18 protein-coding genes, 1 tRNA gene and 1 pseudogene are annotated in these 23,459 nt (G+C 67.2%); 2 read left to right on the top strand and 18 right to left on the bottom strand.

Annotated elements, in window-relative coordinates; genetic code table 11:
* Nucleotides 1–166: 166 nt before the first annotated feature.
* Together OHS57_RS22990 and OHS57_RS22985 are read right to left on the bottom strand one after the other, a co-directional pair.
* Entirely contained in the window at nucleotides 167–529 is a 363-nt protein-coding gene (locus tag OHS57_RS22990; protein WP_041985756.1) for a DUF1304 domain-containing protein, read from the bottom strand.
* A gap of 53 nt (nucleotides 530–582) precedes the next feature.
* A complete protein-coding gene (locus OHS57_RS22985) occupies nucleotides 583–1,461 on the bottom strand; it encodes a sigma-70 family RNA polymerase sigma factor (RefSeq protein WP_328583196.1) in 879 nt (292 codons plus the stop codon).
* Nucleotides 1,462–1,537: 76 nt separating this feature from the next.
* On the opposite strand from OHS57_RS22985, the gene OHS57_RS22980 reads away from it, so the two are divergent.
* Nucleotides 1,538–2,227: an FMN-dependent NADH-azoreductase gene (locus tag OHS57_RS22980; RefSeq protein ID WP_041985763.1), complete on the top strand. Its 690-nt coding sequence runs from the start codon at nucleotides 1,538–1,540 to the stop codon at nucleotides 2,225–2,227.
* An 8-nt stretch (nucleotides 2,228–2,235) separates the two neighbouring features.
* On the opposite strand, the gene OHS57_RS22975 is transcribed toward OHS57_RS22980, so the two are convergent.
* On the bottom strand, nucleotides 2,236–2,862 hold the full coding sequence (locus OHS57_RS22975) for a hypothetical protein (RefSeq protein ID WP_328583195.1): 627 nt from the start codon (nucleotides 2,860–2,862) through the stop codon (nucleotides 2,236–2,238).
* Nucleotides 2,863–2,988: 126 nt separating this feature from the next.
* On the opposite strand from OHS57_RS22975, the gene OHS57_RS22970 reads away from it, so the two are divergent.
* Entirely contained in the window at nucleotides 2,989–3,576 is a 588-nt protein-coding gene (locus OHS57_RS22970; protein WP_328583194.1) for a Uma2 family endonuclease, read from the top strand.
* A 203-nt stretch (nucleotides 3,577–3,779) separates the two neighbouring features.
* On the opposite strand, the pseudogene OHS57_RS22965 reads toward OHS57_RS22970, so the two are convergent.
* The 15 genes and pseudogenes from OHS57_RS22965 to OHS57_RS22895 form a co-directional block, all read right to left on the bottom strand.
* A pseudogene (locus OHS57_RS22965) lies at nucleotides 3,780–5,123 on the bottom strand (RNA ligase family protein); the annotation flags it as partial.
* 150 nt (nucleotides 5,124–5,273) lie between these two features.
* Nucleotides 5,274–6,467 (bottom strand): elongation factor Tu, encoded by a 1,194-nt coding sequence (tuf, locus tag OHS57_RS22960; RefSeq protein ID WP_328583193.1) that lies wholly within the window; start codon nucleotides 6,465–6,467, stop codon nucleotides 5,274–5,276.
* 154 nt (nucleotides 6,468–6,621) lie between these two features.
* Nucleotides 6,622–8,751 carry an elongation factor G gene (gene fusA / locus OHS57_RS22955; protein ID WP_041985776.1) on the bottom strand — a complete coding sequence of 710 codons (2,130 nt, stop codon included), beginning with the start codon at nucleotides 8,749–8,751 and terminating at the stop codon, nucleotides 6,622–6,624.
* Between the two features lie 38 nt (nucleotides 8,752–8,789).
* Complete coding sequence (gene rpsG, locus OHS57_RS22950; RefSeq protein WP_041985779.1) at nucleotides 8,790–9,260, bottom strand: 30S ribosomal protein S7; 471 nt, start codon at nucleotides 9,258–9,260, stop codon at nucleotides 8,790–8,792.
* A 2-nt stretch (nucleotides 9,261–9,262) separates the two neighbouring features.
* Complete coding sequence (rpsL, locus tag OHS57_RS22945) at nucleotides 9,263–9,634, bottom strand: 30S ribosomal protein S12 (protein ID WP_003948652.1); 372 nt, start codon at nucleotides 9,632–9,634, stop codon at nucleotides 9,263–9,265.
* Nucleotides 9,635–9,961: 327 nt separating this feature from the next.
* The gene (locus OHS57_RS22940) at nucleotides 9,962–13,867 is read right to left on the bottom strand and encodes a DNA-directed RNA polymerase subunit beta' (RefSeq protein WP_041985781.1); all 3,906 of its coding nucleotides are present in this window, start codon (nucleotides 13,865–13,867) and stop codon (nucleotides 9,962–9,964) included.
* A gap of 99 nt (nucleotides 13,868–13,966) precedes the next feature.
* Nucleotides 13,967–17,449, bottom strand: coding sequence for a DNA-directed RNA polymerase subunit beta (rpoB, locus tag OHS57_RS22935; protein WP_041985784.1), 3,483 nt, complete (start codon nucleotides 17,447–17,449; stop codon nucleotides 13,967–13,969).
* 578 nt (nucleotides 17,450–18,027) lie between these two features.
* Nucleotides 18,028–18,411: a 50S ribosomal protein L7/L12 gene (rplL, locus tag OHS57_RS22930; protein WP_041985787.1), complete on the bottom strand. Its 384-nt coding sequence runs from the start codon at nucleotides 18,409–18,411 to the stop codon at nucleotides 18,028–18,030.
* A gap of 83 nt (nucleotides 18,412–18,494) precedes the next feature.
* Entirely contained in the window at nucleotides 18,495–19,052 is a 558-nt protein-coding gene (gene rplJ / locus OHS57_RS22925; RefSeq protein WP_041985792.1) for a 50S ribosomal protein L10, read from the bottom strand.
* Nucleotides 19,053–19,320: 268 nt separating this feature from the next.
* Nucleotides 19,321–20,256, bottom strand: coding sequence for a hypothetical protein (locus tag OHS57_RS22920; RefSeq protein WP_328583192.1), 936 nt, complete (start codon nucleotides 20,254–20,256; stop codon nucleotides 19,321–19,323).
* Nucleotides 20,257–20,424: 168 nt separating this feature from the next.
* Nucleotides 20,425–21,147 carry a 50S ribosomal protein L1 gene (gene rplA, locus OHS57_RS22915; RefSeq protein WP_041985798.1) on the bottom strand — a complete coding sequence of 241 codons (723 nt, stop codon included), beginning with the start codon at nucleotides 21,145–21,147 and terminating at the stop codon, nucleotides 20,425–20,427.
* 82 nt (nucleotides 21,148–21,229) lie between these two features.
* Nucleotides 21,230–21,664: a 50S ribosomal protein L11 gene (gene rplK, locus OHS57_RS22910; protein WP_041985801.1), complete on the bottom strand. Its 435-nt coding sequence runs from the start codon at nucleotides 21,662–21,664 to the stop codon at nucleotides 21,230–21,232.
* A 171-nt stretch (nucleotides 21,665–21,835) separates the two neighbouring features.
* Nucleotides 21,836–22,777, bottom strand: a complete 942-nt coding sequence (nusG, locus tag OHS57_RS22905; protein ID WP_328583191.1) for a transcription termination/antitermination protein NusG — start codon at nucleotides 22,775–22,777, stop codon at nucleotides 21,836–21,838.
* A 71-nt stretch (nucleotides 22,778–22,848) separates the two neighbouring features.
* Nucleotides 22,849–23,136 (bottom strand): preprotein translocase subunit SecE, encoded by a 288-nt coding sequence (gene secE / locus OHS57_RS22900; protein WP_041985804.1) that lies wholly within the window; start codon nucleotides 23,134–23,136, stop codon nucleotides 22,849–22,851.
* Nucleotides 23,137–23,245: 109 nt separating this feature from the next.
* Nucleotides 23,246–23,318, bottom strand: a tRNA-Trp gene (locus OHS57_RS22895).
* Nucleotides 23,319–23,459 lie beyond the last annotated feature (141 nt).

Genomic DNA, 23,459 nt, shown 5'->3' with positions numbered 1-23,459 from the left:
GAACAGTGTGCCATAGGGGCCGTGGCCCTGGCCAATCGCGGCCGGAAAGAGTACCCCACGGGGGCAGATACGAATCCTCGTGCCCCTTCGAGGCGTTTCCCGGCCCTCCTCCGAGACGTTTCCCCTGTGCCCCCTCGGGCGGGCCGGCTCAGCCCACGACGCCGGCTCAGCCCGCGACGAGGACGGCGGCGAGCGCCACGGCACCGGGCAGCGCCTGCGCGAGCAGGATCCGCCGGTTCGCCGTGAGCCCCCCGTACACCCCGGCGACGACCACGCAGCAGAGGAAGAAGACCCGGACGCGGTACCCGGTCGGGTCGTCGGCGACGAGGCCCCAGACGAGTCCCGCCGCCAGGAAGCCGTTGTAGAGACCCTGGTTGGCGGCGAGCGGCGCGGTCGCCCGCGCCATCTCGGCGTCGAAGCCGGAGAGGCCGCGGCCCGGACCGCGCTCCCAGAGGAACATCTCCATGATCATGATGTAGAGATGGAGCACGGCGACCAGACCCACCAGCACACCGGCGGCGACATCCACGGCTCGAACCCCTCTTCGGATCAACAGGTCCGCAGAGAGTAGCGGGCGGCCGGTCAGCCGAGGACGGCGAGGTCGAGTTCGCGCAGTCGCGCGGGGTCCGCGATCACGTCGTACGCGGCGATCCTGTCCCCCTCGACCGTGAAGGTGAGCGCGAACAGCAGCCGGCCGCCGGGCGCCACGACGGCTCCCACCGCGCCGTCGACCAGGGCCAGTTCGGCGAGCTTCGACCGGTCAGCGAGGACGACCGTCCCCTCGGCGACCTCACGTGCGCCGCGCGCCACCCGCGATCCGCCCGGCGGTACGGCGACGAGGTCGGCGGTGCGCACCACGTCGGGGGCGAGCACGGCGAGGACGGCGGGGAGGTCACCGGCGCGGGCCGCCGTCAGGAACGCCGAGATGACCTGGCGGTGCCGGGCCAGCTCGGCGGGCGGGGCGGCGGGGACGCCCCGGACCTTGTGCCGGGCCCGGCTGGCGAGCTTCTTCGTCGCGACCGGGGTGCGTTCCACGATGGGGGCGATCTGGTCGAACGGCACGGCGAACATGTCGTGCAGCACGAAAGCGACCCGCTCGGCCGGCGCGAGGGTGCCGAGCACCACGAGCAGCGCACGGCTCACCGAGTCGGCCAGCAGCGCCTCGTCCTCCGGCCGGCCCGCCGGGGCCGGGTCGGGGACCTCGTCGAGCGGCTGCCCGGTCACGTACTCGGGGCGGGCCCTGCGGGAGCGCAGGACGTCGAGGCAGATCCGGGTGACCACCGTGCGCAGCCAGCCGGCCAGGTTGTCCAGCTCGCCGGCGTCGACCCGGCCCAGCCGCAGCCACGCCTCCTGCACGGCGTCGTCGGCCTCGGTCACGGAGCCGAGCATCCGGTAGGCGACGGCGCGCAGCTTGCCGCGCTCCGCCTCGAAGAGTTCCGCCAGCTCGTCGCGCTCGTCCATCGGTCACCTTTGTTCGTCCTGCTCCGTCACTCCCCCTGACGAACGCGAGACAGCCGAAGTGACAGGAGAACCCCCGATGCCGTCCTTGCCATCCTTGCTGCACCTGGATTCCAGCGCCAACCGCTCCGGCGAGTCGGTCAGCCGGCAGCTGACCGCCCGGTTCGCCGACACCTGGCGGGCCGCGCACGGCCCGGCGGCCGGCTACCGCTACCGCGACCTGGCGGCCGACCCCGTACCGCCGCTCGACACCGCGTACTGCGTGCTCGGGCGGCGGCTGGAGCGCGAAGGCCTCGTCCCGCCGCAGGAGGTGGACGCACTGCTCGGGACCCCGGCCGAGAAGGAGACCTGGGAGCTGACCCACCCGCTGATCACGGAGCTGCTGACGGCGGACACGGTGGTGATCGGCGCCCCGATGTACAACTACGCGGTGTCCGCGTCGCTGAAGGCGTGGATCGACCGGATCACCTTCCCCGGCGCCTTCACCGACCCGGCCACCGGCGGGAGCGCGCTGCGCGGCACGAAGGTGGTGGTGCTGGGCGCGCGGGGCGGCGCGTACGGCCCCGGCACACCGCGCGAGGGCTGGGACTTCCAGACGCCGTACCTGCGCAAGTACTTCGCGGGCCTCGGCGTACGGGACGAGAATCTGCGCTTCGTCACGGCCGAACTGACCGTGGCACCGGCCCTCCCGGCGCTGGCCGAGTTCCGCCCGCTGGCGACGGAGTCACTGGCGGCGGCCCGGGCGGAAACCACGGCCCTGGCGCACTGACAGCGGAGCTACCCCAGGGCCTCGCGGGCGGCGTCCAGATTCTTGGCGAACTCACGGCCGTACGCCTGCGCCATCTCGACCCGGTAGTAGGGACCGCCGTTGTACCGGGTGGCGAGCTCCTGCATCTGCTCACGGGTCAGCCGCTCGGCCGGCACGTCGGCGCAGTCGCTCTCCGTCTTGACGTGCGCCAGGTACTGGGCGGCGATGAAGATGTTCTGCCGCGGCTCCCTGACGGCCTCCACCACGACATCCCGCTGCGCCCCGGCCAACGACTCGGCGTCGTACCCCAACACCTCGGCGGCCCGCCGGACTTGAACGGCCAGCGGCCCCATGGACGTCTTGTCGGGATCTTCGAGCCCGGGGACGACCGACCGCACCTCGTACGCCACGTCGTCGACGATGCGCGGATTGCCACCGATCTCCTGCCAGGCGATCCCGGCCAGCAACTCGGCGGGCAGGGCGCAGTGTTGGGCGGCGGCCCGGATGATCTCGCGATTGGCGGAGATATAGGCCCGCCGGTCGTCCTCGGACCCGGAGGGCAACCAGTACCCGTTCCCCTGCCCTTCGGGCAGCTCGGCCAGCCGAGCCCGAATCCGCTGAAGCGCCTCGGAGACCACGACGTCCTCGATAGCCATGACCGACTTCCTCCCACCGCCACCAACATCGAGCGCCCAGCTTCCCACGAGCGCCGTAGCTCCCTGGCCGTGGATAGCATGAGAGCAGCAGTCCGGCGGAGCCGCAGACCCAGTGAGGAGCGAGCCATGACCATCGCCCCGGATCACGCGCGCAATGACGCCCTTCACTACCGGGCGATGCGCGACATCGTCGAGCAGATGCAGGACAGCGTCCCCGGCAAACTGGAGATCACCAAGGAAGGAATCGTCCACGACATGATGGCGCCCGGCGGGCCTCATGAGCTGACTGCGGCCCGTGTCAGCCGACGGCTGGAAAAAGTCATGCCCGAGGGGCTGCTCGCGCACACCGGCACGCCCGATGTGGAAGACGCGGGCGAAGGCGTGGTCCGCCATCCCGACGTGATGGTGATCGCCGAAGCCGACATGGAGATCGACGGTCCCTTCGACCCGCGCTCCCTCATCGCGGTCGTCGAGGTCGTGTCACGGTCGAACCCGGACAACGACTGGGTCGGCAAGATGCGCGACTATCCGCTGCTCGGCATCCCGCTGTACGTGATCTTCGATCCCCGCACCGGTACGGGTGCCGTCTGCTCCGACATTCACGCCACTCCGAGCGGACCTCGGTACGCCACCCGGAAAGACTTCGTCTACGGCGAGGACATCACCATCGGCGAGTGGGTCATCTCGACCGAGCAACTGCCGCGCTACGCCTGACACGACGGCGCTGCCTCACCGCGGAGTCCCTACGGCTCCGCCCGGCGCCCACTCGACCTCGACCCCCGGCAGGCCCCTGGTCCAGGGCGTGGCGATCGTGGCCAGGTGGTCGGGGTCCGGTGGGGTGTGGCCCAGGCCTATCGCGTAGCGGAGGGTGTCGGGGGTCGTCGCGTGCGGGCGGGGCCAGGCGTGGGTGTCCGGGTGCCGACCCCGTCGAGCCGGGCGGCGAAGGTGCTCTTGCCGCTGCCCGAAGGGCCGACGAGCTGGATCAGCCGGGGGAAGTCCCCAGACCGCCACCGCCAGGTCGCGGCCACCGCCTCGTCGGCCGTGCTGATCCTGCCGTCCGCCCAGGCCTCCCGGGCCTTCGCCCAGCACCGGTCGGCGGCGTCCGCCTCCAGCCCGCGCGCTCCGGCGAGCGCCGCACGGACCCCCGCACGCAGCGGCTCGGCCGGCGACTCCCCCAGCAGCCCCGCCTCCTCCGCGTGCAGCGCCGACCATTCGACCTGGTCACGCGCCGCCTCCGCCGCGGGCCCGGTCCGTCCGGCCAGCACGGCGGCGGACACGGCATGCAGCACACCGAGATCGGCGGCGACGGACAACGAGCCAAGACCGGCCCGCCGCTCCTCGTCGGGGAACGGCCGGTGCAGACCCGTGTGCAGCCCCGCCAGGTCGGCGACGCGGCGCGCCTGCGCCATGCCCAGCGGGGCGGCGAGCGAGGCCGCGAGCCGTGCCCGCGGCACGCGGTGGAACAGCGTCGCCAGTACGCCGTCCAGCCGGGCGTCCCCCGAGCGCCCCAGCACATCGAGCCGCGCGCACGCGTCGGCCACGACCGCGTCCACGTCGGCGTCGGCCCCCGCGCCGAGACCCACCGCGGTAACCAGCTCCGGCACATCGGCGGCCCCGCCGGACCGTACGGCCCACAGCGGGGCGGCGGGACCGAGCCCGTTCTCCACCACCGCCGTATGCATCCAGTGCGTGTCGGTCTGTACATGCCGGGGCCGCACCCACTTGGCCACGCGCCGCGCGAACTCCGCGCGCCCGAAGCCCTCGGCGGTCCTGACGACGTAGCCCTCCTGCCGCACGGTGTCCAACCGCAGCCCGCGCAGGGCCCGTTCGTCGAACGTGCCGCGCCACAGCACGGGGGCGGCGGGGATCCCGAGCCGGCGCAGGAAGCGCACGGTGTCGTCCCAGCCCAGACACGCGTCGCCGGCCCAGACCGAGAATCCGTAGAACCAGCTGTCGAGTTCGCCGTACGGGATCGAGTGGCGCGCGTACACGTTCTCCCCGCACACCCGGTGGCCCGCGGGGATCAGCGCGCCGACGCGGCCCTGAAGTCCCTTGACCCACGCGCGCGACGGGTGGTGCCCCGAGTCGAGGGAGCGGGCGTGCACACCGTCCGCGTACAGGGTGGTGTTCTCGCCGTCGAGCTTCTCCGTGACCACGACCTCACGGCCGCGCAGCCCCGCCAGGTCGACGGCCCGCACGTCGTCGGCCGTCGCCCCCGGCGACCAGGGCAGATGCGGGGTGCGCGGGTACTGCGTCCACATGGTGATCACAGTAGGAGCCGGGGACGCGGGCGGGCCATCGAATAAACCCCTCGGACACAGGACAGGGGCCCCGTACCGCCGTCCTCTCGGACGGGATACGGGGCCCCTGTAACGGCTGCTCCGGAGAGCGACCAGGTCAGACCGGCAGAACTACTTGTCGATCTTGGTGACCTGGCCGGCGCCCACGGTCCGGCCACCCTCACGGATGGCGAACTTCAGGCCCTCTTCCATGGCGACCGGCTGGATCAGCGAGACGTTCATGAGGGTGTTGTCACCCGGCATGACCATCTCGGTGCCCTCGGGAAGGGTCACCACGCCCGTCACGTCCGTGGTACGGAAGTAGAACTGCGGGCGGTAGTTGTTGAAGAACGGGGTGTGACGGCCACCCTCGTCCTTCGACAGGATGTAGGCCTGGGCCACGAACTCGGTGTGCGGCGTGACCGAACCGGGCTTGATGATGACCTGGCCGCGCTCGACGTCCTCGCGCTTGATGCCACGGAGGAGCAGACCGACGTTCTCACCGGCCTGGCCCTCGTCGAGCAGCTTGCGGAACATCTCGATGCCGGTGACCGTGGTGGTGGTCTTGTCCTGCTTGATACCGACGATGTCGACGGTCTCGTTGACCTTCAGGACACCACGCTCGATACGACCGGTGACGACGGTGCCACGACCGGTGATCGTGAAGACGTCCTCGATCGGCATGAGGAACGGCTTCTCGACGTCACGCTCGGGCTGCGGGATGGACTCGTCGACGGCCTTCATCAGGTCGAGGACGGTCTGGCCCCACTCCTTGTCGCCCTCGAGCGCCTTGAGCGCCGAGACCTTGACGACCGGGAGGTCGTCGCCCGGGAACTCGTACTCGGAGAGCAGCTCACGGACCTCGAGCTCGACGAGCTCCAGGATCTCCTCGTCGTCCACCATGTCGGCCTTGTTCAGGGCGACAACGATGTACGGCACGCCGACCTGGCGGGCCAGGAGCACGTGCTCCTTGGTCTGCGGCATCGGGCCGTCGGTGGCGGCGACCACGAGGATGGCACCGTCCATCTGGGCGGCACCCGTGATCATGTTCTTGATGTAGTCCGCGTGACCGGGGCAGTCGACGTGGGCGTAGTGACGCGACTCGGTCTGGTACTCGACGTGCGCGATGGAGATGGTGATACCGCGCTGGCGCTCTTCGGGAGCCTTGTCGATCTGGTCGAAGGCCGAGGCCTCGTTCAGGTCCGGGTACGCGTCGTGCAGCACCTTGGTAATGGCGGCCGTGAGGGTCGTCTTACCGTGGTCGATGTGACCGATGGTGCCGATGTTGACGTGCGGCTTGGTCCGCTCGAACTTCGCCTTCGCCACTGGGGTCCTCCTGTGGAGTGGTTCTGGTACGCCTTACTCATCGGCGCCAGGTGATCTTTGCTGGGATGCCGGGGCCCGGGGCATTTCCTCGCTGTCGCGGAAGAAATGCCCCGGTGCCTGCCGGTGACAAGGCTACGGGCTGAACTCGGGTGAGTTATTCGCCCTTGGCCTTCGCGATGATCTCCTCGGCGACGTTCCTCGGAACCTCGGCGTAGGAGTCGAACTGCATCGAGTAGCTTGCGCGACCCGAGGTCTTGCTACGGAGGTCTCCGACATAGCCGAACATCTCCGAGAGGGGCACGAGGCCCTTCACGACACGAGCGCCGCTCCGCTCCTCCATGGCCTGGATCTGGCCACGGCGGGAGTTGAGGTCGCCGATCACATCGCCCATGTAGTCCTCGGGCGTGGTGACCTCGACAGCCATCATCGGCTCCATGAGCACGGGGGACGCCCTGCGGGCACCCTCCTTGAACGCCTGCGAGCCGGCGATCTTGAAGGCCAGCTCCGAGGAGTCGACCTCGTGGTAACCACCGTCGAGCAGGGTGATCCGCACGCCGGTCATCTCGTAACCGGCCAGGATGCCGAACTGCATGGCCTCCTGCGCGCCCGCGTCGACCGAAGGGATGTACTCCTTCGGGATGCGGCCACCGGTCACCTTGTTCACGAACTCGTACGACGCGTCGCCGCCCTCGATGGGCTCGATCGCGATCTGCACCTTCGCGAACTGACCGGTACCACCGGTCTGCTTCTTGTGGGTGTAGTCGACCCGGTCGACGGCCTTACGGATCGTCTCACGGTAGGCGACCTGCGGCTTACCGACGTTCGCCTCGACGCGGAACTCGCGCTTCATGCGGTCGACAAGCACTTCGAGGTGAAGCTCGCCCATACCACCGATGATGGTCTGGCCGGTCTCCTCGTCCGAGTGAACCTGGAAGGAGGGGTCCTCCTCCGCGAGCCGCTGGATGGCAACACCCAGCCGCTCCTGGTCACCCTTGGACTTGGGCTCGATGGCGACCTGGATCACCGGCGCCGGGAAGTCCATGGACTCCAGGATCACCGGGTTCTTGTCGTCGCACAGCGTCTCACCGGTGGTGGTCTGCTTCAGGCCCATCACGGCGACGATGTCACCGGCGCCCACCGACGCGATCTCCTCACGCTTGTTCGCGTGCATGCGGTAGATCTTGCCGATGCGCTCCTTGCGGCCCTTCACGGAGTTCAGCACCGCGGTGCCGGCCTCCAGACGGCCGGAGTACACCCGGACGAAGGTGAGCTTGCCCAGGTGCGGGTCGCTCGCGATCTTGAACGCAAGACCGGCGAACGGCTCGTCCTCGGACGGCCGGCGCTTGATGACCGTCTCCGGGTCCTTGACGTCGTGACCCTCGATGGCGTCGACGTCCAGGGGAGAAGGCAGGTAGCGCACGACAGCGTCGAGCAGGGGCTGGACGCCCTTGTTCTTGAACGCGGTGCCGCAGAAGACGGGGGTGACGGTGACGGAGTCGGCGGCGCCCTTGGACGCGAGCGTGATGCGGCGGATCGCCTCGTACATCTGCTCCACGGTGGGCTCCTGGCCCTCCAGGTACAGCTCCATCATCGCGTCGTCGTGCTCGGCGACGGCCTCGACGAGCTTGCCGTGCCACTCTTCAGCGGCCTCGGTGTGCGACGCCGGGATGTCGACCGTGTCGTACATCTCGCCCTTGGTCGCCTCGGCGGACCAGACAAGGGCCTTCATCGTCACGAGGTCGACGACGCCCTTGAAGTCAGCTTCGGTACCGATCGGGAGCTGCATGACCAGCGGAACCGCGCCGAGGCGGTCCACGATCATGTCGACGCAGCGGTGGAACTCCGCGCCCGTACGGTCGAGCTTGTTGACGAAGCAGATGCGGGGGACGCCGTACCGGTCGGCCTGGCGCCAGACCGTCTCGGACTGCGGCTCCACACCGGCGACACCGTCGAACACGGTGACGGCACCGTCGAGGACGCGGAGCGAACGCTCCACCTCGACCGTGAAGTCCACGTGACCCGGGGTGTCGATGATGTTGATGGTGTGGTCGACGTCGTCGAGCGGCCAGTGACAGGTCGTCGCAGCAGACGTGATCGTGATGCCGCGCTCCTGCTCCTGCTCCATCCAGTCCATCGTGGCAGCGCCGTCGTGGACCTCACCGATCTTGTAGCTCACACCGGTGTAGAACAGAATGCGCTCGGTGGTCGTCGTCTTGCCCGCGTCGATGTGGGCCATGATCCCGATGTTGCGGACCTTGGCCAGGTCAAGCGAAGTGGTGGCCATAAGGCTCAATCTTCTCTCGGTCTCGATGTGGGTAGCGACTACCAGCGGTAGTGCGCGAAGGCCTTGTTGGACTCGGCCATCTTGTGCGTGTCCTCACGCTTCTTGACCGAAGCGCCGAGGCCGTTGGAGGCGTCGAGCAGTTCGTTCAGGAGGCGCTCGGTCATGGTCTTCTCGCGACGGGCGCGGGAGTAACCCACGACCCAGCGCAGAGCGAGCGTCGCGGCGCGACCGGGCTTGACCTCGATCGGCACCTGGTACGTGGCACCGCCGACGCGGCGTGACTTGACCTCAAGAGCGGGCTTGACGTTCTCAAGCGCGCGCTTCAGCGTGATGACCGGGTCGTTGCCGGTCTTCTCGCGGAGGCCTTCCATCGCGCCGTACACGATCCGCTCGGCAGTGGAACGCTTGCCGTTGAGCAGGATCTTGTTGATCAGCGAGGTGACAAGAGGAGAACCGTAAACCGGGTCGATGATGACCGGGCGCTTCGTTGCGGGGCCCTTACGAGGCATTCTTACTTCTCCTTCTTGGCGCCGTAGCGGCTGCGGGCCTGCTTGCGGTTCTTGACACCCTGGGTGTCGAGAGAGCCGCGGATGATCTTGTAACGAACACCCGGCAGGTCCTTCACACGGCCACCACGCACGAGCACGATCGAGTGCTCCTGCAGGTTGTGTCCCTCACCCGGGATGTAAGCCGTGACCTCGATGCCGGAGGTCAGTCGCACACGAGCGACCTTCCGCAGCGCCGAGTTCGGCTTCTTGGGGGTGGTCGTGAACACACGCGTGCACACGCCACGGCGCTGAGGGGAGCCCTCGAGCGCAGGCGTCTTGTTCTTCTCGACCTTGTCCTGCCGGCCCTTCCGGACCAGCTGCTGGATCGTAGGCACTACTTCTCCGGTTTCTGTGTGCCGTTCGTAAAACTAACCTGGAACATCGCCGACCCACGCGGTCGGGTGTGTCGAATACTGCATAATCCCGCCGAGGGCGGAGAAGGCGCAGATTACGGTGGCCGATACTCGAACTCCGCGTGCGGTTGAGGACACGCACAGGAGCCCAGGCACACCCCAGGCACAAGGCTTGAGCGTACCTACCTCATCGACTCCGGTCAAAACAAATGCTGAGAGGCCGTTTGACGGACCTGTCACACGTGATTCACACACGCCGGAGGGCGGCCGCCCCAGGGGGTGACCGCCCTCCGGTGTGTGCGCTACGCCTTACTGGTTGTACGGACCGTAGTCGTAGTCCTCCAGCGGCACGGCCTGACCGGAACCGGTGCCGAACGGCGAGTAGTCGATGTCGTCGTAGCCGACGGCCGAGTACATCGCGGCCTTGGCTTCCTCGGTCGGCTCGACCCGGATGTTCCGGTAGCGGGACAGACCCGTACCGGCCGGGATGAGCTTACCGATGATGACGTTCTCCTTGAGGCCGATCAGGGAGTCCGACTTGGCGTTGATCGCCGCGTCGGTCAGGACCCTGGTCGTCTCCTGGAAGGACGCCGCCGACAGCCACGACTCGGTGGCCAGCGAGGCCTTGGTGATACCCATCAGCTGCGGACGGCCGGAGGCGGGGTGGCCGCCTTCCGTGACCACACGACGGTTCTCGGTCTCGAACTTCGAGCGCTCGACGAGCTCGCCCGGCAGCAGTTCCGCGTCGCCGGACTCGATGATCGTCACACGGCGCAGCATCTGCCGGATGATGATCTCGATGTGCTTGTCGTGGATCGACACACCCTGCGAGTTGTAGACCTTCTGGACCTCGCCGACCAGGTGGACCTGGACCGCGCGCTGACCGAGGATCCGCAGCACGTCGTGCGGGTTGGTGGCACCCACGGTGAGCTTCTGGCCCACCTCGACGCGGTCGCCCTCACCCACGAGCAGACGGGCGCGCTTGGAGATCGGGAACGGCGTCTCCTCGCTGCCGTCGTCGGGCGTGACGACGAGCTTCTTCGTCTTCTCGGTCTCCTCGATACGGACGGTGCCCGCAGCCTCGGAGATCGGGGCGACACCCTTCGGCGTACGGGCTTCGAAGAGCTCGACGACTCGGGGCAGACCCTGGGTGATGTCGTCACCGGCCACACCACCGGTGTGGAAGGTACGCATCGTCAGCTGCGTGCCGGGCTCACCGATGGACTGGGCGGCGATGATGCCGACCGCCTCACCGATGTCGACCAGCTTGCCGGTGGCCAGCGAACGGCCGTAGCAGAAGGCACAGGTGCCGACCGCGGACTCGCAGGTCAGGACCGAACGGGTCTTGACCTCCTCGACCCCGGCGCCCACCAGCGCGTCGATCAGGACATCGCCCAGGTCGACGTTGGCCGGCGCGATGACCTTGCCGTCGACGACGACGTCCTCGGCGAGCATGCGCGCGTACACGGACGTCTCGACGTCCTCGGTCTTGCGCAGCTTGCCGTCGGCGCCCTTCTCCGCGATCTTCAGCTTCAGACCGCGGTCGGTGCCGCAGTCCTCCTCGCGGATGATCACGTCCTGCGAGACGTCCACCAGACGACGGGTCAGGTAACCCGAGTCGGCGGTACGCAGGGCGGTGTCGGCCAGACCCTTACGGGCACCGTGCGTGGAGATGAAGTACTCCAGCACGGACAGGCCTTCACGGAACGACGCCTTGATGGGACGCGGGATCGTCTCGTTCTTGGCGTTGGACACCAGACCACGCATACCGGCGATCTGACGCATCTGCATCATGTTTCCGCGAGCGCCCGAGTTCACCATCATGGAGACCGGGTTGGTCTTCGGGAAGTTCGCGTTCATCGCCTCGGCGACCTCGTTGGTCGCCTTGGTCCAGATCGCGATGAGCTCCTGCGTGCGCTCTTCCTTGGTGATCAGACCGCGCTCGTACTGCTTCTGGACGCGCTCGTCCTGCGCCTCGTAACCCTGGACGATCGCCTTCTTCGCCTCGGGAACGACGATGTCGGAGATGGCCACGGTGACACCGGAGCGGGTCGCCCAGAAGAAGCCGGCCGCCTTCAGGTTGTCGAGCGTCGCCGCCACGATGACCTTGGGGTAGCGCTCGGCCAGGTCGTTGACGATCTCGGAGAGCTGCTTCTTGCCCACCGAGTAGTCGACGAACGGGTAGTCCTCGGGCAGCAGCTCGTTGAAGAGCGCGCGGCCCAGGGTCGTCCGCAGCCGGAACGGGTCGCCCTGCTGCCACTCGGTGTCGGGCGCGCCGTCCTCGCCGGCCGGCGGGGTCCAGCCGCGCGGCGGGATGGTGCCCACCGGGAAGCGGATGTCGACCTTCGCCTGCAGCGAGAGCTCGCGGTTGTCGAACGCCATGGTGGCTTCGGCACTGGAGCCGAAGGACCGGTCGGCGCCGATGACCTTGCGCTCCTCCTCGTCCGTCGTGAGGAAGAAGAGTCCGAGCACCATGTCCTGGGTCGGCATGGTGACGGGACGGCCGTCAGCCGGCTTCAGGATGTTGTTCGAGGACAGCATCAGGATGCGGGCCTCGGCCTGCGCCTCTGCCGACAGCGGCAGGTGCACGGCCATCTGGTCACCGTCGAAGTCCGCGTTGAACGCGGTGCAGACGAGCGGGTGGATCTGGATGGCCTTGCCCTCGACCAGCTGCGGCTCGAAGGCCTGGATGCCCAGGCGGTGCAGGGTCGGCGCACGGTTCAGCAGCACCGGGTGCTCGGCGATGACCTCTTCGAGCACGTCGTACACGACCGTGCGGCCGCGCTCGACCATGCGCTTGGCCGACTTGATGTTCTGCGCGTGGTTCAGGTCCACCAGGCGCTTCATCACGAACGGCTTGAAGAGCTCGAGCGCCATGGCCTTCGGCAGCCCGCACTGGTGCAGCTTGAGCTGCGGGCCGACGACGATCACGGAACGCGCCGAGTAGTCGACACGCTTGCCGAGCAGGTTCTGACGGAACCGGCCCTGCTTGCCCTTGAGCATGTCGCTCAGGGACTTCAGGGGACGGTTACCGGGACCGGTCACCGGGCGACCACGGCGGCCGTTGTCGAACAGCGCGTCGACGGCCTCCTGCAGCATCCGCTTCTCGTTGTTCACGATGATCTCGGGGGCACCGAGGTCAAGGAGACGCTTGAGGCGGTTGTTGCGGTTGATCACACGGCGGTACAGGTCGTTCAGGTCGGAGGTCGCGAAGCGGCCACCGTCCAGCTGCACCATCGGACGCAGGTCCGGCGGGATCACCGGCACGCAGTCCAGCACCATGCCCTTGGGGCTGTTGCTGGTCTGCAGGAACGCCGAGACGACCTTGAGGCGCTTGAGCGCACGGGTCTTCTTCTGGCCCTTGCCGGTACGGATGATCTCGCGGAGACGCTCCGCTTCCTCGTCCAGGTCGAAGGACTCCAGGCGCTTCTGCAGCGCCGCGGCACCCATCGATCCGTCGAAGTACGTGCCGAAGCGGTCACGCAGCTCGCGGTAGAGCAGCTCGTCGCCCTCCAGGTCCTGGACCTTGAGGTTCTTGAAGCGGTTCCACACCTCGTCGAGACGGTCGATCTCGCGCTGCGCACGGTCGCGCAGCTGCTTCATCTCACGCTCGGCACCTTCGCGCACCTTGCGGCGCACGTCGGCCTTGGCGCCCTCGGCCTCCAGCTCGGCCAGGTCGGTCTCAAGCTTCTTGGCGCGGGCCTCGAGGTCGGAGTCGCGGCGGTTCTCGGTCTGCTGACGCTCGACGGAGACATGCGCCTCCAGCGACGGCAGATCGCGCGTACGACGGTCCTCGTCCACGAACGTGATCATGTACGCGGCGAAGTAGATGACCTTTTCGAGGTCCTTCGGCGCGAGGTCGAGCAGGTATCCCAGTCGGGAAGGGACGCCCTTGAAGTACCAGATGTGGGTGACGGGAGCGGCAAGCTCGATGTGGCCCATCCGCTCACGGCGCACCTTGGCGCGGGTGACTTCGACGCCACAGCGCTCACAGATGATGCCCTTGAAGCGGACACGCTTGTACTTGCCGCAGTAGCACTCCCAGTCCCGGGTGGGGCCGAAGATCTTCTCGCAGAAGAGTCCGTCCTTCTCGGGCTTGAGCGTGCGGTAGTTGATGGTCTCCGGCTTCTTCACTTCGCCGTGGGACCAGGTCCGGATGTCGTCCGCGGTGGCGAGGCCAATCCGCAGCTCGTCGAAGAAGTTGACGTCGAGCACTTGTCGTCAATCCCTCTTTCGGGGTCGAGTCTCAAATCATGGTCTGTACGGGTCCGGGGAGAGCCGGCCGCCCCGAGACGAGGGCGGCCGGACAACCCGTCAGACCTCTTCGACGCTGCTCGGCTCTCGCCGGGACAGGTCGATTCCGAGCTCCTCCGCCGCGCGGAAGACGTCCTCGTCCGTGTCGCGCATCTCGATGGACATGCCGTCCGAGGACAGCACCTCCACGTTGAGGCAGAGCGACTGCATTTCCTTGATGAGCACCTTGAAGGACTCGGGAATGCCGGGCTCGGGGATGTTCTCGCCCTTGACGATGGCCTCGTAGACCTTCACGCGGCCGGTCACGTCGTCGGACTTGATCGTCAGCAGCTCCTGGAGGGCGTAAGCGGCGCCGTAAGCCTCCAGCGCCCACACCTCCATCTCACCGAAGCGCTGACCGCCGAACTGGGCCTTACCACCCAGCGGCTGCTGGGTGATCATCGAGTACGGTCCGGTCGACCGGGCGTGCAGCTTGTCGTCGACCAGGTGGTGGAGCTTGAGGATGTACATGTAGCCGACCGAGATCGGCTCCGGGAACGGCTCGCCGGAGCGGCCGTCGAACATCCGCGCCTTGCCGGAGCCCTTGACCATGCGCTCGCCGTCGCGGTTCGGGATCGTGGACTCGAAGAGTCCGGAGATCTCGTCCTCGCGAGCGCCGTCGAAGACGGGGGTGGCGACATTGGTACCGGGCGCGACGTCGTCGGCGCCGATGACCTTCAGCCGCTCCATCCAGTCCTCGCTGCCCTCGACCTTCCAGCCCTGGCTGGCGAGCCAGCCGAGGTGGATCTCCAGGACCTGCCCCGGGTTCATTCGGGACGGGACACCCAGCGGGTTGAGGATGATGTCGACCGGGGTGCCGTCCTCCAGGAACGGCATGTCCTCGATCGGCAGGATCTTCGAGATGACGCCCTTGTTGCCGTGTCGGCCGGCGAGCTTGTCACCGTCGGTGATCTTGCGCTTCTGCGCCACGTACACGCGCACCAGCTGGTTCACACCGGGGGGCAGCTCGTCGCCCTCTTCACGGTCGAAGACGCGGACGCCGATGATCTTGCCCACTTCGCCGTGCGGCACCTTCAGCGAGGTGTCACGGACTTCACGGGCCTTCTCACCGAAGATCGCGCGGAGCAGACGCTCTTCCGGGGTCAGCTCGGTCTCGCCCTTGGGCGTGACCTTGCCGACCAGGATGTCGCCGGCGACGACCTCGGCACCGATACGGATGATGCCGCGCTCGTCGAGGTCCGCGAGGACCTCTTCGGAGACGTTCGGGATGTCCCGGGTGATCTCCTCCGGGCCGAGCTTGGTGTCACGGGCGTCGACCTCGTGCTCCTCGATGTGGATCGAGGAGAGGACGTCGTCCTGGACCAGCCGCTGGCTGAGGATGATCGCGTCTTCGTAGTTGTGGCCTTCCCACGGCATGAACGCCACGAGAAGGTTCTTGCCGAGGGCCATCTCGCCCTGCTCGGTGGCCGGGCCGTCGGCCAGCACCTGGCTCTCGACAACGCGGTCGCCCTCGTTGACGACGACCTTCTGATTGACCGAGGTGCCCTGGTTCGAGCGGGAGAACTTGGCGATGCGGTACGTGGTGTACGTGCCGTCGTCGTTGGCGACGGTGATGTAGTCCGCGGATACCTCCTGGACCACACCTTCCTTCTCCGCCTTGATGACGTCACCGGCGTCGACCGCGCAGCGGTACTCCATGCCGGTGCCGACGAGCGGCGCCTCCGACGTGATGAGCGGCACGGCCTGCCGCATCATGTTCGCGCCCATCAGGGCGCGGTTGGCGTCGTCGTGCTCCAGGAACGGGATCATCGCGGTCGCGACCGACACCATCTGGCGCGGCGAGACGTCCATGTAGTCGACGTCGTCACCGGGGATGTAGTCGACCTCACCGCCACGACGGCGGACGAGGACGCGCGGCTCGGTGAACCGCATCTCCTCGGACAGCGTCGCGTTGGCCTGGGCGATGACGAAGCGGTCTTCCTCGTCGGCGGTCAGGTAGTCCACGTCGTCGGTGACGACGCCGTTGACGACCTTGCGGTACGGGGTCTCGACGAACCCGAACGCGTTGACCCGGCCGTAGGAGGCGAGCGAGCCGATCAGGCCGATGTTCGGGCCTTCCGGGGTCTCGATCGGACACATGCGGCCGTAGTGCGAGGGGTGCACGTCACGGACCTCGAAGCCGGCCCGCTCACGGGAGAGACCACCCGGGCCGAGCGCCGACAGACGGCGCTTGTGGGTGAGACCCGACAGCGGGTTGTTCTGGTCCATGAACTGCGACAGCTGGCTGGTGCCGAAGAACTCCTTGATGGAGGCGACGACCGGCCGGATGTTGATCAGGGTCTGCGGCGTGATCGCCTCGACGTCCTGGGTCGTCATGCGCTCACGCACGACGCGCTCCATCCTCGCCAGACCCGTACGGACCTGGTTCTGGATGAGCTCGCCGACGTTACGCAGACGGCGGTTGCCGAAGTGGTCGATGTCGTCGGTCTCGACGACGATCTGGTTGCCGCTCTCGCCGACCGTCTCGGTCTCGCCCGCGTGGAGCTTCACGAGGTACTTGATGGTGGCGATGATGTCGTCGGTGGTGAGCACACCGGCGTCCAGCGGCTCTTCAGCGCCGAGCTTCTTGTTCACCTTGTAGCGGCCGACCTTCGCGAGGTCGTAGCGCTTCGGGTTGAAGTAGAGGTTCTCGAGCAGCGTCTGGGCCGCCTCGCGGGTCGGGGGCTCGCCCGGACGCAGCTTGCGGTAGATGTCGAGCAGTGCGTCGTCCTGGCCCTGGGTGTGGTCCTTCTCCAGGGTGGCGCGCATCGACTCGTACTCGCCGAACTCTTCAAGGATCTGCTCGGTGCTCCAGCCGAGCGCCTTGAGGAGGACGGTCACGGACTGCTTGCGCTTGCGGTCGATACGGACACCGACCATGTCGCGCTTGTCGATCTCCATCTCCAGCCAGGCACCCCGGGACGGGATGATCTTCGCGGAGAAGATGTCCTTGTCGGACGTCTTGTCGATGGAGGAGTCGAAATAGACACCCGGCGAGCGCACCAGCTGGGACACCACGACACGCTCGGTGCCGTTGATGACGAAGGTGCCCTTGTTGGTCATGAGCGGGAAATCGCCCATGAAGACCGTCTGGGACTTGATCTCGCCGGTCTCGTTGTTGGTGAACTCTGCGGTGACGAAGAGCGGAGCCGCGTACGTGAAGTCGCGCTCCTTGCACTCGTCGATCGAGTTCTTGGGAGGCTCGAAGCGGTGGTCGCGGAAGGTCAGCGACATCGACCCGGAGAAGTCCTCGATCGGAGAGATCTCCTCGAAGATCTCCTCCAGACCTGACTTCCTGGGGACGTCCTGCCCGTTCTCGAGAGCCGCCTCGACACGAGCCTTCCAAGCGGCGTTCCCGAGCAGCCAGTCAAAGCTCTCGGTCTGCAGCGCAAGGAGGTTCGGAACCTCGAGGGGCTCCTTGATCTTTGCAAAGGAGATGCGCAGCGGGGCGGTGCTGGCGCCGTTGTTCATATTCGTGGTCGAGGCGTTGCGCGAGGCGGCCAAGAGGGGGTCCTTCCGAGGGCTCGGACTCACTACGCGCGTACCGGTCCCAAGTACGGACACGGAGACAGAAACCCCAGCTAGGGCTTTTGATCGCCGATGTTCGTACGAGAGGGTGCCCCTGGTGACGGGCAGGGAGCAGCTAACAGGCAGCGCAAAGGGTCAGTGTAGCCACTTGGCACACTGATGTCCAGCGCGGGTTTTGGAAGACCCTCGTCGCTCTCAACACCTTGTCTCAACTGCGGCAAGCCTCGCGCCGTAGGCGCACATCGATACTGCCCTCTTCGCCTTCGATCCATGCCTCGGATCCGGATCGATTGTGACGACGCGTCCTGAGAATTGCGCGCTGCGTGCGGTTCGTCAAGGCCCCCGCCCCCGGGAGCCGTCCCTCGGATCCCCACCGGGCGCACGGAAGGCGCGGTAATGATCACGATACTCGCAGGCGTACGGAGAACAAGGTACCCCTCGCGGGCACGCCGAAGGGCGACCACCCGGATGGGTGATCGCCCTTCACGTCAACGCTGCGCCCCGGGGCCTCTCAGCCGAACGAGAGGCCCTGGCGGCGCGAGGTCGCTACGAGGTCACTTGACCTCGACGGAGGCGCCGGCGGCCTTGAGGGACTCGGCACCCTTCTCCGCCTGCTCCTTGGTGACCTTCTCCAGGACGGGCTTCGGGGCGCCGTCCACGAGGTCCTTGGCCTCCTTGAGGCCCAGGGAGGTGAGCTCGCGCACAACCTTGATGACCTGGATCTTCTTCTCGCCGGCGCCCGTGAGGATGACGTCGAACTCGTCCTGCTCCTCGACGGCCTCGGCCACGGCGGCGCCGCCACCGACAGCGGCGGCGGCCACGGGGGCGGCAGCCTTGACGTCGAACTTCTCCTCGAAGGCCTTCACGAACTCGGAGAGCTCGATGAGGGTGAGCGACTCGAACTGCTCAAGCAGCTCGCCCTGGGACAGCTTCGCCATGATGGCGTCCTTCCACTAAGTCGGCAGGTGCCGGATGTATATAGACGGCGGGCGTACGGGGCCCGCTGTGACGCGAAGCCGAACTATTCGGCGTCGGCCTCGGCGGGAGCCGGCGTACCGGCACCGCCCTGCTCGACCTTGGCGCGAAGTGCTTCCGCGGTGCGGGCGAACTCCGTGAGCGGAGCCTGGAAGGTCGCCGCGGCCTTGGCCATGGACGCCTTCAGGCCACCGGCCAGCTTGGCGAGCAGAACCTCGCGGGACTCGAGGTCCGCGAGCTTCTTGAACTCATCGGCGGACAGCGCCTTACCGTCAAGGACACCGCCCTTGATGATGAGGTTGGGGTTGTCCTTGGCGAAGTCACGAAGACCCTTCGCCGACGCCACCGGGTCACCGGTGACGAAGGCAACCGCCGTCGGACCTGTGAACAGGTCGTCCAGCGTGTTGATCCCGGCCTCGTTGGCCGCGATCTTGGTCAGCGTGTTCTTCACCACGGCGTACTGGGTGTTCTCACCGAGCGAACGACGCAGCTCCTTGAGCTGCGCCACGGTGAGACCCCGGTACTCGGTCAGCACGGCGGCGTTCGAGCTGCGGAACTGGTCCGTCAGCTCGGCTACCGCGGCAGCCTTGTCGGGCCTTGCCATGAGCGTCGGCCTCCTTCCGGGTGATGAGGACCGCTCAGAAGGGGCTGCGCAAAACGAAACGCCCCGGCGCAGGCGCACGGGGCGTAGCTCAACCGGACGACGTCCGGGAACTCTCCTCGATCACCTGCGCGGGTCGTCCGCAGCTAGCGGATCCTTCGGCCGCCTTGCCCTCTTGCGAGCGCACGGCAACGACCAGCGGTCTTTGGCTTCATGTGGAGAGTACGGGAGCGGGGGTCCGGCAGGCAAATCGCCTGCCGGACACCGGGGATCAGGCCCCGCTGTCGGCTGCCATGTCGTTGATCATCTTCATGAGGTCGAACGTGTCAGCCGCGGCCGGCGGCGTCGCCGTGACCGGGGTGCCGTAGTCGGAGAAGTGCTCGCTGATGCTGGTCTTGCCCTGCTTCATGTCCATCACGACGTCGAGCCGGACCGGGTAGCCGTCGGCGTTGACCCAGACGTCCGTGTTGTAGGTCTTCATGCCGGCCGTCTTCATGGCGGCGACGAGGTCCTTGCGCTGCTTCGGCGTGAGCGTGTCGGCGGCGGAGTTGGTGTCCAGCATCTCCTGGAACGTCAGGCTGCCCCGGTAGTGCTCCGCCTGGACGCCGTCGACCTTCTCCGGGCCGACGTGCTTGATGCTGGGCGAGTCCACCAGCATGGCGAGCTGCTGCGACGGGTCCTGGTTCGCGTTCTTCAGGCCGCCCAGCGTGCCGATCGAACTCGCCGGGTTGCCGGCCGACTTCGACAGCTTGCCGACGTCCAGTTTCATCCAGCGCTTGCCGTCGAACTCCTCCTGCTTCGCGGCGGCGGCTCCCATGTCCACGTACGTGACGTCCTTGAGCATGAGAATCCGGATCTTCTCCGGCGCCCCGGGCTCGGCACCGAGCGCCGAACCGTCCATGGTCACGTCCATGGCCGTCGGGTCCCAGGCCATGACGCCAGCCATCGTGACCGTCTCGGTCTTGCCCGCGCCCTGGGCCGCGGCGGCCGGCGTCGTCATCTTCATGCTGATCTTCGCGGACTTCGCCCCGGAGGTCTTCTTGTACGCGGCGGTCAGGACCGCGGCCGGATTGGCGTCCGCCTTCTTCGAGGCGGCCGGCTTCGCCGCTCCGTCGTCCTTCTTCGCGTCATCGCTCGTACAGCCCGCAACGCCGGCAATGACGGCCACAGCCGTCAGTGCCACGCCCCCACGTGTGAATGCGGACATGTTCATTTCCCACCCCAGATTGTGCAGTTGGCGCTGACCCCGATGGTCAAGACCACCTCAAGAAGATAACCCACGCCACTGACAGCAAATCAACAGAAAAGCCGGTCCCCGCACCTCAACGAGGTGCGGGGACCGGCCGGTTCCAGCCTTTGTCGGACGTCGGGGACGTCAGACGGACGCCGGGTCCTCCTCGACGAGGAGGTTGCGGGTGCGGTTGGCGTCCAGCGGGATGCCGGGGCCCATCGTCGTCGCGAGGACGGCCTTACGGATGTAACGGCCCTTCGCGGCCGACGGCTTCAGACGGAGGACTTCCTCCAGCGCCGCGGCGTAGTTCTCGACCAGCTTCGTCTCGTCGAAGGAGACCTTGCCGATGATGAAGTGCAGGTTCGAGTGCTTGTCGACCCGGAACTCGATCTTGCCGCCCTTGATGTCCGTCACAGCCTTCGTGACGTCAGGGGTGACGGTGCCGGTCTTCGGGTTCGGCATCAGACCACGCGGGCCGAGGACACGGCCGAGACGGCCGACCTTGCCCATGAGGTCAGGGGTGGCGACGACGGCGTCGAAGTCCAGACGGCCCTTCGACACCTCGTCGATGAGCTCGTCGGCGCCGACGATGTCGGCGCCCGCGGCGCGCGCTGCCTCGGCACGGTCACCGGTCGCGAAGACCAGGACCCGGGCGGTCTTGCCGGTGCCGTGCGGAAGGTTGACGGTGCCACGGACCATCTGGTCCGCCTTGCGCGGGTCCACACCCAGGCGCATGGCGACCTCGACGGTGCCGTCGAACTTGGACGTGCTGGTGTCCTTGGCAAGGCGGACGGCCTCGAGCGGGGCGTAGTTACGCTCCGCGTCGATCTTCGCGTCCGCGTTGCGGAGTGACTTGCTGCGCTTCACTTCTTCTCCTGTGGTTCTTCAGGTGTGGAGTTCGTGGTGCGGGCCGCGCATGGCCCTGCCACTGGGACGTACGGGGCTGGACTCAGCCCTCGACCGTGATGCCCATCGAACGGGCGGTGCCGGCGATGATCTTCTCGGCGGCGGCCAGGTCGTTGGCGTTCAGGTCGGGCATCTTGGTCGTGGCGATGTCCCGCACCTGGTCGCGCGTGAGCTTGGCGACCTTCTTGACGTGCGGCTCGCCGGATCCCTTGTCCACACCGGCAGCCTTGAGGATCAGCTTCGCGGCGGGCGGCGTCTTGGTGATGAAGGTGAACGAGCGGTCCTCGTAGACCGTGATCTCGACCGGCACGACCATGCCACGCTGCGACTCGGTCGCGGCGTTGTAGGCCTTGCAGAACTCCATGATGTTGACGCCGTGCTGACCCAGCGCGGGGCCGACCGGCGGGGCCGGGTTGGCGGCGCCGGCGCTGATCTGGAGCTTGATGAGCCCCGTGACCTTCTTCTTCTTGGGAGGCATTGCTCTCTCCGGGTCCTAGTGAGAGTTATCGGCCAGCCACCCGGTCATCCGGATGGAGGCATACCGCACAACGATAACGGGTATAGCTGCACGGCCAAAACCGACAGGTCAGACAGGTAGGAACACCTGTCTGACCTGGTCGGAAGCTGTTGTTCCAGAAGTGGTGGCTGCTCAGTTCTTCTGGATCTGGTCGAAGCTCAGCTCGACCGGGGTCTCGCGACCGAAGATCTCGACGAGGCCCTTGACCTTCTTCGAGTCCGCGTTGATCTCGTTGATCGTCGCCTGCAGCGTCGCGAACGGGCCGTCGGTGACGGTGACCGAGTCGCCCACCTCGAAGTCCAGCACCTGGACCTCGACCTTGCGGGCCGGCATCGGCTTGCCCTCGGCCTCGGCCGCCTCGCGGGCTGCCTTCTCCTCGGCCTCGGGGGCGAGCATCTTGACGATCTCGTCCAGCGTCAGCGGGTACGGGTCGTAGGCGTTGCCCACGAAGCCGGTGACACCGGGGGTGTTACGGACGACGCCCCAGGACTCGTTCGTCAGGTCCATGCGCACCAGGACGTAGCCCGGGAGCTTGTTCTGGCGGACGTTCTTGCGCTCGCCGTTCTTGATCTGGACGATCTCTTCCTCGGGGACCTCGGCCTGGTAGATGAAGTCCTCGACGTTGAGCGAGACGGCGCGCTGTTCCAGGTTGGCCTTCACGCGCTTCTCGTAGCCCGCGTAGGTGTGGATCACGTACCACTCGCCGGGCAGACCGCGCAGTTCCTGGCGGAGCGCCTCGACCGGGTCGACGGCGGGCGCGGCCTCGGCCGGCTCCTCGTCGTCGTCGGCGGCGTCGGAGTCGGCTTCGGCTTCGCTGTCGTCAGCCTCGGCGTCCGCGTCAAGGCCTTCGCCCTCGGCGGCCGCGACGGCCTCTTCGACCTCGTCAGCCTCGGTGCCGTCTTCTTCCTCGACCTGCTCGGCGTTGACGGCAGCCTCTTCGGCCGGCTCGCCCGCCGCGGCGTCAGCGGCTTCGGCCTGGTCTGGCTCGACAGCGTCCGCCGCCTCGACGATGTCGGTTTCGTCCTCTCGGGACTCGACCGCCTCGCTGGCGTCGTTCAGGTTCGGGTCAGACACGGTGGCTGCTTCTTCCTGGCTAAATGGGTGGCACACGCGAAAGGGGCGCCGCGTCGGGCGCCCTCGCGGGATCAGCCGAAGACGTACTTGATTGCGTTGTTGAAGCCATAGTCAATCACGGTCACCAGACCGATCATGATGACAACAAAGACAATCACCACTGTGGTGTACGTCGTCAGCTGGTTGCGAGTCGGCCAGACGACCTTGCGCAGCTCGGCGACGATCTGACGGTAGAAGAGCGCGAGCCGGCCCAGAGGGCCCTTCTTGCCGCGCTTGCCACCCTTACGGGGCTTCTTCGACTCTACGGACTCATCATCATCGGCATCAGGTTTGTCGATGGAGCCCACGGCGTCCGTCACGCTCTCTCACCTGATTCCGGGTCGTGGCCATGCCGCGCCCGGGGGGAGCCGCACGGCGATGCAGTGAATGTTCGTACATGCGCACACACCCTGGCGAAGGTGTGCGTAGCAGGGCCGGAGGGACTTGAACCCCCAACCGCTGGTTTTGGAGACCAGTGCTCTACCAATTGAGCTACGACCCTTTGTGTTTGCCCCAACCTACCGCATCCGACCGGGTGCACGGAGTGCCCTGTGGGACGTGACTGACGAAGGCCAACGACGAGTGAGTGTACGTGGTCACAGGCCCGACGTCGAACAGCTAACTCCGCGACGAACGGGGACTG

The organism is Streptomyces sp. NBC_00370 (assembly GCF_036084755.1).
Classification (GTDB): domain Bacteria; phylum Actinomycetota; class Actinomycetes; order Streptomycetales; family Streptomycetaceae; genus Streptomyces.
The sequence above is the reverse complement of the archived record's forward strand: the minus strand, read 5'-3'. Positions and strand labels throughout refer to the sequence as shown.

Excerpts from the sequence above, each read along its gene's own strand:
- OHS57_RS22970 (WP_328583194.1), top strand. The coding sequence starts at position 2,989 with ATGACCATCGCCCCGGATCACGCGCGCAATGACGCCCTTCACTACCGG.
- rplJ (WP_041985792.1), bottom strand. The coding sequence starts at position 19,052 with ATGGCAAGGCCCGACAAGGCTGCCGCGGTAGCCGAGCTGACGGACCAG.
- fusA (WP_041985776.1), bottom strand. The coding sequence starts at position 8,751 with ATGGCCACCACTTCGCTTGACCTGGCCAAGGTCCGCAACATCGGGATC.
- rplL (WP_041985787.1), bottom strand. The coding sequence starts at position 18,411 with ATGGCGAAGCTGTCCCAGGGCGAGCTGCTTGAGCAGTTCGAGTCGCTC.
- OHS57_RS22975 (WP_328583195.1), bottom strand. The coding sequence starts at position 2,862 with ATGGCTATCGAGGACGTCGTGGTCTCCGAGGCGCTTCAGCGGATTCGG.
- rplK (WP_041985801.1), bottom strand. The coding sequence starts at position 21,664 with ATGCCTCCCAAGAAGAAGAAGGTCACGGGGCTCATCAAGCTCCAGATC.
- OHS57_RS22980 (WP_041985763.1), top strand. The coding sequence starts at position 1,538 with ATGCCGTCCTTGCCATCCTTGCTGCACCTGGATTCCAGCGCCAACCGC.
- rpsG (WP_041985779.1), bottom strand. The coding sequence starts at position 9,260 with ATGCCTCGTAAGGGCCCCGCAACGAAGCGCCCGGTCATCATCGACCCG.
- OHS57_RS22985 (WP_328583196.1), bottom strand. The coding sequence starts at position 1,461 with ATGGACGAGCGCGACGAGCTGGCGGAACTCTTCGAGGCGGAGCGCGGC.
- OHS57_RS22920 (WP_328583192.1), bottom strand. The coding sequence starts at position 20,256 with ATGTCCGCATTCACACGTGGGGGCGTGGCACTGACGGCTGTGGCCGTC.